General features: G+C 45.9%; 13 protein-coding genes. 3 read left to right on the forward strand and 10 right to left on the reverse strand.

Going from position 1 to position 14054, the window contains the following annotated elements:
- Positions 1-441: 441 nt before the first annotated feature.
- The 3 genes from MKY23_RS27575 to MKY23_RS27585 all read right to left on the reverse strand — a co-directional run bounded on the left by MKY23_RS27575 (position 442) and on the right by MKY23_RS27585 (position 3156).
- Positions 442-2103: a DUF4179 domain-containing protein gene (locus MKY23_RS27575; RefSeq protein ID WP_339833906.1), complete on the reverse strand. Its 1662-nt coding sequence runs from the start codon at positions 2101-2103 to the stop codon at positions 442-444.
- Positions 2060-2617 (reverse strand): RNA polymerase sigma factor, encoded by a 558-nt coding sequence (locus MKY23_RS27580; RefSeq protein ID WP_339833909.1) that lies wholly within the window; start codon positions 2615-2617, stop codon positions 2060-2062. Before MKY23_RS27580 ends, MKY23_RS27575 begins: the two co-directional genes overlap by 44 nt.
- Before the next feature lie 197 nt (positions 2618-2814).
- Positions 2815-3156 (reverse strand): zinc ribbon domain-containing protein YjdM, encoded by a 342-nt coding sequence (locus MKY23_RS27585; protein ID WP_090921192.1) that lies wholly within the window; start codon positions 3154-3156, stop codon positions 2815-2817.
- Between the two features lie 268 nt (positions 3157-3424).
- Here MKY23_RS27585 and MKY23_RS27590 point away from each other — a divergent pair, with 268 nt between their 5' ends.
- On the forward strand, positions 3425-4576 hold the full coding sequence (locus tag MKY23_RS27590; RefSeq protein WP_339833914.1) for a VanZ family protein: 1152 nt from the start codon (positions 3425-3427) through the stop codon (positions 4574-4576).
- Positions 4577-4758: 182 nt separating this feature from the next.
- Here MKY23_RS27590 and MKY23_RS27595 read toward each other — a convergent pair whose 3' ends face one another.
- The 7 genes from MKY23_RS27595 to MKY23_RS27625 form a co-directional block, all read right to left on the reverse strand.
- Positions 4759-6219, reverse strand: a complete 1461-nt coding sequence (locus MKY23_RS27595; protein WP_339833917.1) for a carboxylesterase/lipase family protein — start codon at positions 6217-6219, stop codon at positions 4759-4761.
- 428 nt (positions 6220-6647) lie between these two features.
- Positions 6648-7733, reverse strand: coding sequence for a metallophosphoesterase family protein (locus MKY23_RS27600; RefSeq protein ID WP_339833920.1), 1086 nt, complete (start codon positions 7731-7733; stop codon positions 6648-6650).
- Positions 7733-8071, reverse strand: a complete 339-nt coding sequence (locus MKY23_RS27605; RefSeq protein WP_090921184.1) for a multidrug efflux SMR transporter — start codon at positions 8069-8071, stop codon at positions 7733-7735. The genes MKY23_RS27600 and MKY23_RS27605 overlap by 1 nt, the downstream gene beginning before the upstream one ends.
- A complete protein-coding gene (locus MKY23_RS27610) occupies positions 8068-8838 on the reverse strand; it encodes an HAD family hydrolase (protein WP_339833923.1) in 771 nt (256 codons plus the stop codon). The genes MKY23_RS27605 and MKY23_RS27610 overlap by 4 nt, the downstream gene beginning before the upstream one ends.
- A 124-nt stretch (positions 8839-8962) precedes the next feature.
- Positions 8963-10339, reverse strand: coding sequence for an ABC transporter substrate-binding protein (locus MKY23_RS27615; RefSeq protein WP_339833926.1), 1377 nt, complete (start codon positions 10337-10339; stop codon positions 8963-8965).
- A gap of 51 nt (positions 10340-10390) precedes the next feature.
- Entirely contained in the window at positions 10391-11245 is an 855-nt protein-coding gene (locus MKY23_RS27620) for a carbohydrate ABC transporter permease (protein ID WP_154890331.1), read from the reverse strand.
- Between the two features lie 50 nt (positions 11246-11295).
- Complete coding sequence (locus MKY23_RS27625; protein WP_154889888.1) at positions 11296-12171, reverse strand: sugar ABC transporter permease; 876 nt, start codon at positions 12169-12171, stop codon at positions 11296-11298.
- A gap of 200 nt (positions 12172-12371) precedes the next feature.
- Between MKY23_RS27625 and MKY23_RS27630 the strand changes: the two genes are divergently transcribed.
- Together MKY23_RS27630 and MKY23_RS27635 are read left to right on the forward strand one after the other, a co-directional pair.
- Positions 12372-12926, forward strand: coding sequence for a transcriptional regulator (locus tag MKY23_RS27630; RefSeq protein WP_339833933.1), 555 nt, complete (start codon positions 12372-12374; stop codon positions 12924-12926).
- A 182-nt stretch (positions 12927-13108) separates the two neighbouring features.
- Positions 13109-13912: a LuxR C-terminal-related transcriptional regulator gene (locus MKY23_RS27635; RefSeq protein ID WP_339833936.1), complete on the forward strand. Its 804-nt coding sequence runs from the start codon at positions 13109-13111 to the stop codon at positions 13910-13912.
- The last annotated feature ends 142 nt before the right edge of the window (positions 13913-14054 follow it).

Consider the following 14054-nt stretch of genomic DNA (forward strand, 5'->3'; position numbering starts at 1 on the left):
CTGCCACCTCAGCTAAGAGGCGACAGGTCTGACCTTCGCGGTACCACTCTTTTTGTTCATAGACAGGATTACACCAACCTATCCTTCCATAACATCTCATGACCTGATGACGGAGGTTACTCGTCAGAATCTACGTGAATTCAGTTCATCATATCCACCATTTCATTCAGTCCTTCGTTCGCTGAACCAATGAAGACACTTCTACAACTGTTCTTCGATCCTGCCGCTCACAGGTGAGTTGGGGACAGGCTGGACTGTCTCTCACCGAATTGACAGTTCTCTGAACCACGCCATATACCTTAATACTCCTGATCATTGCGTTTGTTATTTTAATTTTACCAAGTATAGTTCTCCTAAATATTTACTGTCAACTCTAAATTCACAATAAACCAGAATAGTTCACTCATTTATAAAATACAAACCGTATTACATCAACCCTTCTTATTTTTGCATCTCTTCCACTAATGGTACAGCTATTTTAGCTTCCGGTTCTTCTATACTGTACATCCATGGATATACAACGGCCGTATCCGATGTATACTTCTCATACCGATCAATGCCCTGATTGTCTCCGTCGCCTGCAAACTGGGTCTTGGTGGGCATACCATAGCTTCGTTCACCCTTTAAGAGCATAAATGTCTGATTCATCCCCCCGAAATGCGGATCATCACTATACCTCTCCACGTACAAATCCCCGTCCTTAAGGTAATATGTCCAATGGATTGTATAACCGCCAAGTTTTGAATCCACAACTTGTGGCTTCTCACCAATTGAAGGTAAAGTAACCGGCTCGAACTCACCCTCAATATATTGAACTTGATGATGGGCATACAGAGTCATTGGGGTATCCGGATTAATCTTCAGACCTGGGTTTACTTCAAAGCGCAATTCCATTTGATTTGAATGATCTGACGGCCATACGGCACCTTGCAACCGGGTACCATTCACATCCAGATCATATTTCAAATAGGGCAGTTGCAAGATGGCTCGATCCTGAGCAAGAATCACCCGGATTTGTGTCGGCGTAATGATGGCCTCCTTCACGAGTACTCCATCCGATTGCTGGCCCAGAGGGAGATTCAACACTCTTTTGCTCGTGCCGCTAAGCATCTCCGTTTTATCTAATCGTATACCGATATTCAGGGGCTGATCCATTCTACCTTCTTCTTTATGATACGCGAGTACATAAGATGAGGCTTGTTGATTTAACGTATCCAGGTTATAGAACTGTTCTGATATATATTCACCATGCGCTCCTGGCTTACCGCTTATACTCGGTGCAACCGAATCTAATGTCTGTCCTTTCTGATCATAAATCTTCAAAAAAGGATAAGCATACTCACGGACATCAGACTGGTCAAACGTTAACGATGTAGACAGCATCACTTGATTATCTTTCTCGTTGAACACACTCACTGCAAGTTTACCCAAGCCGTCTTTATGAATATCAAACCCTTGTGACTGCCGCTGGGAAAGATCCAGGTTAATTGCCTGTTCCTCGGGAGCCAACACCTGGACTCCATTTACTGTGAAATCAACATTGGCCTCTTTTGCTGACGGTGTCCACTCCGTTTCAAAATAACCTTTGTATACTCCGTTCGCCTGATCAAAATCATGATAATACCTGCCTTCGATTTGCTTCCCCGTCTCATCCCGCAGGCCGATCGAAGGGAATCTTACCGTATCCCCTTTGTACTTACCGGGGTTCAAGGTATACAAAATAACGGTACGATTATCATCAGTAAAGGCAGTATCGAGTGTTAATGTTACCCCGCCGACTGTCACCGATTGATTCAGTTTCTGTCCAAGTCCATTTTGCAGCGCATTCTGGATACCACTCCGGTGATCCAACAGGTCAAACCAGTCATAGTGGACTGCTGCATATACAGGTGTCGCCATAAGAACAACGGCTGCTGTTCCGATCAGTGTGGTTTTTTTCCATCTCGGGTTCCGACGTACATTTTCTTTCCTCGCTGAAGCATGAAGCTCAGGGCAACGTTCTTGATCCTTTTGGATCTGATCCCACATGGCATTAAAATCGGGATAATGGATATCCGCATCATTTTTCAGATGATGAGACAATCTTTTTTCTGTTTGTTTCACTGTACACTTCCCCTTTCTGATATTGTTTGCTGGCCTTCTCCCATTTTTTCCTCAGCAGACGAATTCCCTTATATATTCTTGACTTCACCGTACCCAGCGGAACTTCCAGCGTTTCGGCCGTTTCCGATAAACTGAATTCGTTCATATAGCGTAGCAGAATGGCTGAACGTATTTTCTCAGGCAACTCCTGAACCCATTGTTCCCAGAGATCCGAATCCTCCGCATGCTGAGCCACCTCGTCAACCGGATCAACCGTTCGTTGCGGCGTGAGCATAAAAAGCCTTTTTTCCCGTTGCTTGGATGCATGCTCTCTTTTCATAAAATTAAGGCAGTGATTCACTGTGATTTTCATCAGCCATGTTTTCATGTAATCTACCTTCCTCCAATCCTGACGGAAGACGGTAACAAAAACGTCGTGGCATACATCTTCCGCATTCTGCGCATGATGGAGCATGTAGTAACACGTCCGGTACACATCTTTGTTGTACATTTCGAACAGTTCTTTTTCAGTCAAACAACTCTCCTCCTTTCTCTGCATCAGCCTTTTCAAATCTATAGACAAAGCCGATCCTTCAAAGGTTCATTCTTCTTCTTTCAGCACAGCCAAAAAAGAACGTTCACTTCCACAGCAATGCAGAAATGAACGTTCTTCATGGATGAAGACAAGTATATTTGAACTCACGTACAGTGCAGTCCCTGAACGACAGCAGCCTAGATCTTTTTCACAAATTCGGACTTCAACTTCATCGCGCCCAAGCTATCGATCTTGCAATCAATATCGTGATCTCCATCGATCAGACGAATATTCTTCACCTTGGTTCCTTGTTTCACGACGAGTGAGCTGCCTTTCACCTTGAGGTCTTTAATGACCGTAACAGTATCCCCATCATTCAGTACATTTCCATTGGCATCACGCACAACTTTGGATTCCTCAGCGTCCCCTTGATCTGCTTCCAAAGACCATTCATGCGCACATTCCGGGCAAACGAGCAAATTTCCGTCCTCGTACGTATATTCCGAATTACATTTCGGACAATTAGGCAAAGTAGACATATGTATTAAACTCTCCATTCTAAAATTGGCTTACATGCAAGTATACGGGATTTGGGCCGTTTGTTCCATACGATGGATCACTGCAACACGGTTTAACTTATATGGAAGGTTCCACCTACACCGAATTTAAACCAAATTTAAACTTGATTCTACCCTTGCTTTAAGGAAATCCGCTTAATATATAAGTATCCAAACAGACGAAATCATTTTATAAACCTTACGGACATTGTCCTCTGCTTATATTTCCATGCCAAAGGAGTTTCTGCTTATGTCATCCTATGTTTTCCCCATTCAGACCGCGTTTATCATCTTTGTCATTGCTTCCATGTTTTTGCTGGTGCCGTGGTTAATCTATGGTTATCGCAAAGACGGCTTCTTTAGCTGGTCCCGGTTTGCCGTCAGCTTTTCTTTTATTTTCTTCCTCATGGCTGCTTACTGCCTGGTGATCCTGCCGCTTCCCGCGACTCGAAATAACTGTGCTGGCCACGCAGCGAATGCGGTGTATTACAACCTTCAACCCTTTATGTTCGTGAAAGACATTATGAGGGAAACACCGATCATCTGGTCTCAACCCTCTACGTGGATCAACATGATTAAGGGCCGAGCTTTCCTGCAAGTGCTGTTCAATGTATTACTGCTCATGCCACTGGGGGTATATATCCGGTATTTCTGGCAAAAGAGGGCGTTCTGGAAACATGCCTTCGTCGCTGGTTTCGGGCTTTCCTTATTTTTCGAAGTCACCCAACTCACCGGGTTATACGGATATTTCAGTTGTCCTTACCGACTGTTTGATGTGGATGATCTGATGTTGAACACCTCCGGTGCAGTGATTGGATTTTTCGCAGCCCCGCTAGTGTTGGCCTTGTTCCCGTCACGTGAGAGTATTCAAGCCAAGAGTGAGCAAATCGTGGAGCAAAACCGCGTCTATCCTGTGCCACAGTTACTTGCACTGCTGATCGATGGTATTGTGGTGGTGATTATCGCCAATCTCATGTCAATCTTCACCTTGTCCAACGATATCCAGGATGTACTAAATACGTCCACGGCGATGGTTATTGTTCTGTTCTTTATCCCATGGGTTCAAAGCGGAGTTACACCAGGCTCTGCCGTTCTCCGGTTCCGATATGTCGATCGTCAAACGGGTACTCCGACGCTTTCAACACTATTGAAACGATTGATTGCTATCTATGCTCCGTGGCTTCTGTTAACGGTTATTCAACTGGTAAGTAAATATGCATACCCTAACTATCGAGATGATGTCATTCAGCCTTATCTCGTCTGGATTTCGCTCGGTATCAACATGGTGTACTTTCTCGTGTATATCATCCTGTTTATCCATGTGTTGGTCGTGATATTCTCGGGTGGAAAACGTTCCTTCTACTTCGACGAAGTCTCCCGTACGCGAGCCTCGCGTAAATAATAAATCAAGTGTACTCTCTCTTACAGGGACGATCACATAGGCAAAAAAGCGGCCTTTCATGGTGAATCCATGAGGCCGCCTTTGAATTTTCGGATACCGAATCTGATATCGAAATTAATACTGAAATCTGTAAAGTTGTTGAACTCTCTGCATAACATCAGACTTGTGAAATGAAGGATGTCTTACTTAACCCCCAGCAGTTCGCGTTTGGACGCCTCCGGGTCATGCACAACCTCGATCTCATGGTTGAAAATGAGTGTCGCCCGATTCTCACGATATTCAGGCCATTCGATTCCTGCTGTCTCCGGCTTGCCGTTTTTCGCGAAGGAAATCCAGGCATCCTGTACCTTGAGAGCAAGCGCTTTAGCCGCTTCATCCGGCACAGCCTTCATGAATTTCAGCGTATCCAGCGTGTTAAATACAAAGAACATCTCAATGCTGTGGATCGCTCTTTTCAGAAGGGGATGCTCCGGCATCACCCAGTCAAAACGGTACATCCACACCGGGGCATGCTTCTGCTGTGCAGATGCATACTGTAGTGCTGACCGCCAGAAGAACATATCCGTCATGACTTGAGCTTGTCCATCCGCTGTCTTCGGATAACTATCCGCGATAGCAGCGCGATTCTCCAGATCCGGCGTCATGAAGTCGACACCCTGCACCATATCAATTTCGTTCGAGAATGGTACATCCGGCTGAATAAATAACGATCCCTCATGCAGTGTTGTGCCGATAAGTACAGAGACATCCTGTGCGAAACCCTCACTAACAGCCTGAAGTGGTATTTGAGGCAAAGTCTCACCATCGAGCACAGGTTGGAACAACAAGGCCATGCCTGCTCCGCTCTGCTGCTTCACCGTTTCTGCTGCCGCCATAATCTGCTCTACCGGAATGCTGTTCAGCTTAGCTAGGTTGTCTCGGTCCACACCAAGAACCTTCAACATGCCCTCACGCAAAGCCGAAGCTTGCTCAGACGGCATGAGCTGCGAAGCACCACTCTCCATGATGGCACGTTGGAACAGCCCTTTGGCTGCTGGCATCGCCATTAATGCGGCAATACTCATACTACCTGCTGATTCGCCGAACACCGTAACCTGACCCGGATCACCGCCGAAGGCAGTAATGTTATCTTTCACCCATTGCAGCGCAGCTACCTGATCCAGCAGGCCTGCATTGGATACATAGGAATCACCCAGCGGAGCCATATGCAGGAATCCTAGCGGCCCCAGACGATAGTTAATCGTCACCACGATAACATCGCCACGAACGGCTAGTTGTGTGCCATCGTATACAGGCAGACTGCCTGATCCGGTAACAAACGATCCCCCGTGAATCCAGACCATAACGGGAAGGGGGTGACTGCTTTCTTTTTCGGGTGCCCAGATGTTTAGATACAGACTATCTTCTGACTCTGGCGGCTTCTGCCCGCCCATCCACTCTGAATCCCGACGCGGTTGTATATTCTCAGGCCCGAATTCGGTCGCCTGTCTGATTCCTTCCCATGACTCGGGCTGTACCGGAGCTCGGAAACGCAGCTCTCCTACTGGCGGCTTCGCATATGGAATACCCTTCCATACACTTGCACCGTGTAAAAGCTCGCCTTGAACCGTACCATATTTCGTTTGAACCTGAAGTTCTCGCATTCCGCTTCTACATCCTCTCCGTGATTAAATACATTCATTGGTAACCATGATTAGAGCTTTATGAGGGCTAACCATGTGTATATATTTGAGTATAAATCTTCGGCATACCCATTTACAACTTTGCCCAAATGGATACATTGGGTCATGCCCTCTTTTGAGTTGGATTAAAAAATTCGATCTAAAAATTCTCCGAATGTATATCCCGTACTATAAAATTTTTCAGCAAGAGCAACTATGCTTTTGAGTAGAAAATTAAAAGTATTAAAAATAAATTCATTTACCAAAACGATTATCCAATCTCCCAACGGAATACATTTATAATAAGACGTATATTCCAAAAAATACAATATTTATTAGTAATGAGATTACAGTAAACATGGAAAAAAAAGAGTCATGCTTATACACAACTCTGCTTATATCGCTATTATTCAACTCTCCACTACTGGATATCGCACTGTATACTCAGCACCTTCAACCCATTTCCCGGCAGTGAAGTCCCGCCCTTTCACAACGACTCGATCCTTGTAAATCTCTACATGCAACCCTTCGCTACCCTCCAAATGATCATCCTCATCCGTCCATAGATAGGCAACAGAGGAGGCGTTGAACATGGTTGGCATTTGGCCTGCACCATCGTACATCGTATGCGGTGCTTGCAGTTGCCAATGCGTATGTCCAGAGAACAGAATTGCTTGTGGGTACTTGGCCAGCACGGCCTTCAGTTCTGCATCCTGATTCACGCCATACCAGCCTTGTGCCTGAAGCGATCCCGCAACGGTGTCCATTAACGGCTGATGGATAAAGATAAAAATGGGATGATCTGGCGTAGCCTGTTCAGCCAGCTTCGCATCCAGCCATTCCAGTTGTTTAGACGACATCTCACAGTCCTTCGGATGCGGCTGCTCCGTACCAAGGAAGATATAATGATATCCATCGATCCAATGATCGTGGTACGTTCCCTTCATTCCTGTCGCCACTTCAAAATCAATCAAACGCCGATGCCATAATCCCGCAACGGTAATGGTTTCAGCTCTAGCGGATATGTCTGCGTGAATTTCCCCTTCATGTGCGGTCTGCCCTGGTAGCACGAATTGGTTGCCAGCCAGTTGCTGAATCAGCGCCGCTGACTCCTCCGCAGTCTGTTTCACCGGATGCTCTAACTCCGCATCTTGCTCCAAGATCCCCGCTACCTGGCCTTCATTCATCTCAAGCAGAACCAGGGGCGGCTTCTGCCAGATGACTGCACCAATATCATGATTACCCACCGTGAAACGTATCTCCGGCAACTTCTCCGCATATTGCTCCCAGATTCGCTGCCATTCCCGATACTCGCTCGGCAACCCGCGGTCGGTTACATCACCCACATGCATAATGCCACTGCTTCCATGGCTGTAAGAGGCAATATCCGCAAGCGCCTGCTCCAGATGCCGGTTATGAATATGATCTGCCTTGTCCCGTACATGTGTGTCTGTGATCACCTGGAAGGTAGCCAGTGGCTGCTCAGTAGTACTCATTACGAATCACTCCATTTCAGTCCAATAATGCCTATCAAAATAAAACCGATCCATACCATCGACGTCAGCCGCAGTCGTTCACCAAAGAAATAATGCCCCACCACGCCAATCATCGTGATCCCCACGCCTGACCAGATCGCATAGGCCACAGCCAGCGGCATATACTTAACGGCATAATTCAGAAAGGTGAAGCTTGCGGCGTAACAAACAAACATCATCACGGAAGGCCACAATCTGGAGAAACCATCCGACACTTTAAGTAAGATCGTGGCACTCAGTTCCAGACCAATGGCAAGTGCCAGCAACACCCAGCCCAGATAAGTCTGACTACTCGTCATCGGCCTAACCCACCGGAGAACAATTCATGGAACGTCTGGATTGTGCGATCCGCCAGTTGTATTTTCCCAGACTCACCAATGCCAATCTTGTAGCCTGCTCCAGCAGCTCTCGCCATCTCCATATCCCCGTCCGTGTCCCCAATCACCATGACCTGCTGCGCCTGTACACCGAGTCGCTCACAAGCAAGTAGCAACATATCGGGAAACGGTTTTCCGCGGTCTACCAGATCCGTTCCAATGATGACATCGAAGTATGCGTCCAGCCCCATCCATTGCAGATGTTTGACTGCACTTGCCGTTTCATCGGCTGTCACTACGCCCATTTTCAACCCCTGCTCGCGAGACTGCTCCAAAAACTCTCTCACACCGGGTAGCGGATGCGCCGGACGATGTACCTCCATCGCTTCCTCGGCCTGTGCGAGGCATGCTCTTACGATCATTTTGGCTTCTGCCCAGCTGAGTCCTGCACGATATCCATGCCACGTCAGCACGGCATATACTTCATCCATCGTACCCATGGCGAGCGGGCCCCGGACATCATAACCGTTCATCCGTCCCTGTTCATCGTGAAACGTGCCCCAGATCTTTGGAAGATCGGCTTCATCCATCTCTAGACCACGAATAAGCAGTTGTTCTCTGAAATCATTCAACACACAATCTGTCCAGAACCCCCACATGCCTGTAAAATCAAGCAACGTCCCATCCTTATCAAACAGAATGGCTTCAACCTGCATCTGTGTTCTATCGTCTACTCTATTCTCTTGCATGGACTAAACTCCTTGTCTGTGATCGTAATGAATGGAAAGGGCGGTACGTGGTGTACCGCCCTTTTTGCTTAGGCACTAAAGCTTATACATGAGAGGGGATGCAAACTTCATGTATTACAATGAATTATTTTGCAATGCGATCCAGTTCTTTCTGTGCTTTCTCTTTGGCTTCCTTCAGCGCCTGCTCTGCAGGAACATTGTTGATCTGCACTTTATCCGCTGCTTCTTTCAGGGCATCGTTAATTTTGCCGCCCGTTGGATCACGGAATGGAGCTGAAGCATGTGCTGCCTGTTGCAATGGTACCGTAATCTGTGGATGCTCTTCACTAAACTTCTTGAAGTCTGGATCTTGCTGTGCAGATTGGCGTACCGCAATGTAACCTGTGTCCATCGACCATGAAGCGGTGTTCTCGGTTTTGGAGAAATACGTCAGCCATTTATACGCTGCCTGTTGTTGCTCTGGACTAGCTGCTGCCGGAATACCTGCAAGAATTGCACTCGCTACAGGTTTACCTTCGCCAATGCCTTCCCAGCCTGGCTGTTGCATGGCCGCAACGATTTTAAAATCCAGATCGCCTTGGTCACCACTTGAACCGGTGTATCCAGCCGCTTTATTTTTCATCACATCGTCAATGGTCTTGTACCAATACTCCCAGCCTTGACCGCCATATTGAATGCCCATGATTTTGTCTTCGTTGATCCATTTACGGAACAGTTCCCATGTCTCGATCCATTCAGGGGAGTCGATCATCACCGTTTTACCGTCATCACTCAGAATTTTTCCGCCTTTGCCCATAACAGCATCGATCATGTTGTCTCTACCCCACATCGGCTCCCAGCCGTAGAAAGTGGTTTTGCCATTTTCTTTCTTGGACATCTTCGCGGCAGCCTCGGCAAATTTCTCCCATGTCGTCAGGCTTGCCGGGTCAATTCCGTTCTCTTTGAAGGTATCCATACGGTAGTACATAATTTGCGTCGTGCCATACATCGGTAAAAAGAACTGCTTGCCATCTACATTCCCTTGTTCCAGGAACGTTTGAATGAAATCGTCTTTTTTGAAGTTCGGGTCAGCCGCGATCATCTCATCCATAGGTGCATAATAACCTTTGCGGGCCCAGTCAATATTGGCACTCAGAACGGCAGCAGGCACTTTCTTGGACGCAATGGCTGCTTGAAGTTTCTGCTCCGTCTCCGTGTAATCCGCTTGTACAATCCCTTTTACAACCACTTCATTCTGCGAAGCGTTGAAAGCATCAATTTTCTTTTTCATATTGTCGCCCAGGTTACCGCCCAGACCATACCAAAACTCAATCTCCACCGGCGCTTTGGCCTGAGTGTCCGTGCCGCCGCTAGCAGCCGCTGTTGAATTCGATTCTGCCGGGGCTTGTGTTCCACAAGCGGTTATTAAAGCGAAGCTTGCGGCGAGTACCAGCGACATGCCACCTTTCCAGCTCAGCTTCAGTTTCTTTTTCAAAGTCATGCCTGACTTGCTCCAATTCATTGTTGTTCCTCCCGTTTTTAGGTGACTTTTTAAGCAAAAGTGCGAAGCATATCAATTCTTGTTTACGCCAGCCGTCATGTTCACACTCTGCATGATCGTTTTCTGGGTGAACACGAAAAGAATAAGTAAAGGTGCGATGGTAAACGCACTTGCAGCCATAATCTGCGGCCAAGCCAGTCCATAGGCACCGCCTTCCACGAAGAAACTTCGCAGCCCGGCAGATACCAGCTGTAGGTCAGGGTTTTTGGTGATAAGCATTGGCCAGAAATAGTTGTTGTACTGTTCGATGAATGTAATCAGCACCATCACGGCGAAGCTGGAGCGAACGAGCGGCGCAATAATCGTCCAGAGAATGCGGAAATGTGATGCTCCATCCAGCTGTCCGGCTTCCACGAGTTCATGAGACACCTGCATAAAGGCCTGACGAATCAGGAAAATGGAGAACACACTGACACAGTTGGATACGATCAGACCTGTGTAGGAATCCAGCAGATTCAGCTCGCTTAACACCAGATAACCAGGCAGATACACTGCCGTGCTGGGAATCATGTACCCCACCAGAATGATGCCGGTTAACGTGCCCTTAAGGCGGAATTTCATATGAGTCAAGGCGTATGCCATCATGCTGGAGTTCACAATCTGGAGCAGACAGATCGCTATGGCGACCCCGGTGCTGTTCAGCATGTACCGTGCAAACGGTGCGGCGTTCCAGGCATCCACGTAGTTCTGCCACAGAAATGTCTTTGGCCAGAAGGTCGGCGGGAACTGCCAGATTTCATCATTCGTTTTGAATCCGCTGATCACCATCCAATAGAACGGAAAAGCAGTGGCAAGTGCAATAATAGCAAGCGCCAGATAGCGAAGGATGGCACTGATTTTTACTTTTTTACGGGATGCCTTATGCATCTCTCTGGGCTTCATTTGGCTCGTTTTACTTTTGGGCATGGTCATTGTCATTAGTAGTGCACCAGGCGTCTGCCAAGCAGGAAGGAAACTCCCGATAACAGCACGCAGATCAGAATAATAACTACAGCGATCGATGAAGCTTCTCCGACGTTAAACGATTCAAAAGCAGACTGATAATACATATACAGCAAGGTTCGAGTTGATCCAGCAGGTCCACCTTGAGTCATGACGTTAATCTGGTCGTAAGCCTGTAGCGATTGAATAGTCAGAATGATCGAAAGGAAAAAGGTCGTTGGTGAGATCAGCGGCAACGTAATGCTTCTGAACTTGTCCCAAGCTCCCGCCCCATCAATGGAAGCTGCTTCAAGCAGATCGGAAGGCAGATTCCTTAGAGCTACCAGATAGAACACCATTGCCCAACCAATGGACTTCCACAAGGTTACAATCAATACTGCAACAAGTGCCCAATCCATATCGCGGAGCCATCCAATCGGTGATACTCCTACCCAGCCCAGCATCAGATTGGCTAGTCCCACTTGCGGTTCAAAAATCCATGACCAAGCGATGGATACGGCAACCGTTGGTGTCACCCATGGTGAGAAGAGTAATGTGCGAAAAATACCGGATGATTTCATTTTGCTATTCATCAGCATCGCTAGTGCAAGTCCTCCCACAATCGTAGGGATCACACTCCCGAGTCCGAACAACAGCGTCACTTTCAAAGATCGATAGAATTCAGAGTTCGTTAGCAGGTACGTGTAGTTATCCAACCCGACGAACAGCTTGTCCGGGCTCATGAAGTCCCAGTCCGTAAAACTGAGATATACGATGTATCCCAGAGGCCCCAGCCAGAAAATCAACAGCGGGATTAGAGCAGGCAACGTGAATAGAACCGCCTCCGACTCCCTCCAACATTTCAAACGCAATTCTCCCACTCCTTATTGTCCAAATTTTCTTTAACAATTGGCAATTTATAGATGTATATTGGCTTGTTTAATCTTCTGTACAAAAATGATTGTACATTCGAATTGAAAAATCTATTTCGGGGTTGTGTTAAAATTCGAAGGAGTCATGTAAAATATGAATATGTTCGTGGAAACGTTTATTCTATTGCCGAGGTGACATTGTGGGAAAAGAAATTGTTGGGAACCCGAATCATTTATCGTTACCTGATCGGTCTGCACTGAGGGAGAGAGTCATCGAGGCGATTGCCAATACGATGGATCTCTATGGGGTTAATCATACGTTTGGTAAATTGTATGGTGTGATGTATTTCGAAGACCGTCCGATGACGCTGGAAGAGATGAAGACCTCTATGAATATGAGTAAAAGCAACATGAGTTATGCCGTTCGTTCGTTAACCGAGTCTCAAATGATCTATAAATTAGAGGAGAAAAAGGAGCGGCAGGATCAATATGTGGCGGAGACAGATTTCTTTCGCACGTTTCAAAACTTCTTTGGATTAAAATTGCAGCGGGAAGTGGATGTGATGTTGGAAGGCATCCGCGAGGTCATTCCCGACCTGACAACCATGATTCTATCGGAACACACAACTGCACAAGAACGGGAAGAGGCATTGCGAGATTTGCACAAGCTCCAGCATGCAGAGCAATACTATGTCTGGCTTCAAGGATTCGTGGATCGGCTACGAGAGGGTAAGCTGTATGAAAATGGCATGTGATTAACTCATAAAACACGATGAACATGTTATTCTTCCCCTGTAGAGGGGCACCCAGGTTTGGGTTTGGGGTCACTTACAAATTTTCCAATAAGTATTTAAGTTTATAATTTTGCCTTATATTAGGCTATACTATATAATTATTCTTGAACACTCATACAGAAAATTATGAGAGGAGAATTGTATTGCTTCTGCCTAATATATTAAAGAATCATGTTCCAGAAAGTTGGAACACTAAAGATGATTTTCCAATAGCTTTATGGACAGACTGGGAATCCGGTGAATATTCGTACCTCAATAGAGACAAGATGGTTCCTGAAGAATTTTGTATTGAGCACTCACAATTTGAAACTAAGCTTATCAAAAAAACTGAATTTGAAGTAATGATTATAAAAGAGCAATTGGCATTCCCCCATTTATTTATTTTAACTGATTCGAACGGTATCGTATTGGATCTATGGGGTGAAGACTCCCTACATTGGAATATGAAGCCTTTGAAGATTAAAAAGGGAAATTTAATTAGCCTTCAGTCTACTGGCATTAATGCTTTATCCCTTTCAATACAGACGGGAAAACGTATTTTTCTTACAGGTAGTGAACACCAGCCGAATGTACTTCACAATTGGAATTGCTTATCCTCACCTGTCTATGTTAAAGATGTAGTAATTGCATATATCAATTTTAACTTTTTCTCACCTCATGTACTTAGCACCTCGTTTGCATTGATGACATTCCTTGTTAAACATATAGAAAGGGAACTCGAGAACGAACGAATTGATGAAATCCATTTGCATAAAGTGTTTAATACATATCAACTTACAGAAAGAGAAAAATCAGTTGCAATATTTTGGTTACATAACAAGGGGGCGCTCTACATTAGCGCAGAACTTGGTATTACAGAAGGAACAGTACGAAATTTTGTCAAAAAGATCTATTCAAAATGTAATGTACGAGATCGCGTAAGCTTTATACAAAAGTTTCATAATTAAGATTGATTAGAACCAAAAATAATTTACCTTACATAGAAGAAGACTCAAATAACCCATAAGAGTCACTACATTATTTAATGAAGACCAGTACGGTTGGCATTACAGAGTGCCAACTGTGCTGGTCTTCGTTAAAAGTATCCAT

It is taken from the genome of Paenibacillus sp. FSL R7-0272 (assembly GCF_037969905.1).
Lineage (GTDB): Bacteria > Bacillota > Bacilli > Paenibacillales > Paenibacillaceae > Paenibacillus > Paenibacillus polysaccharolyticus.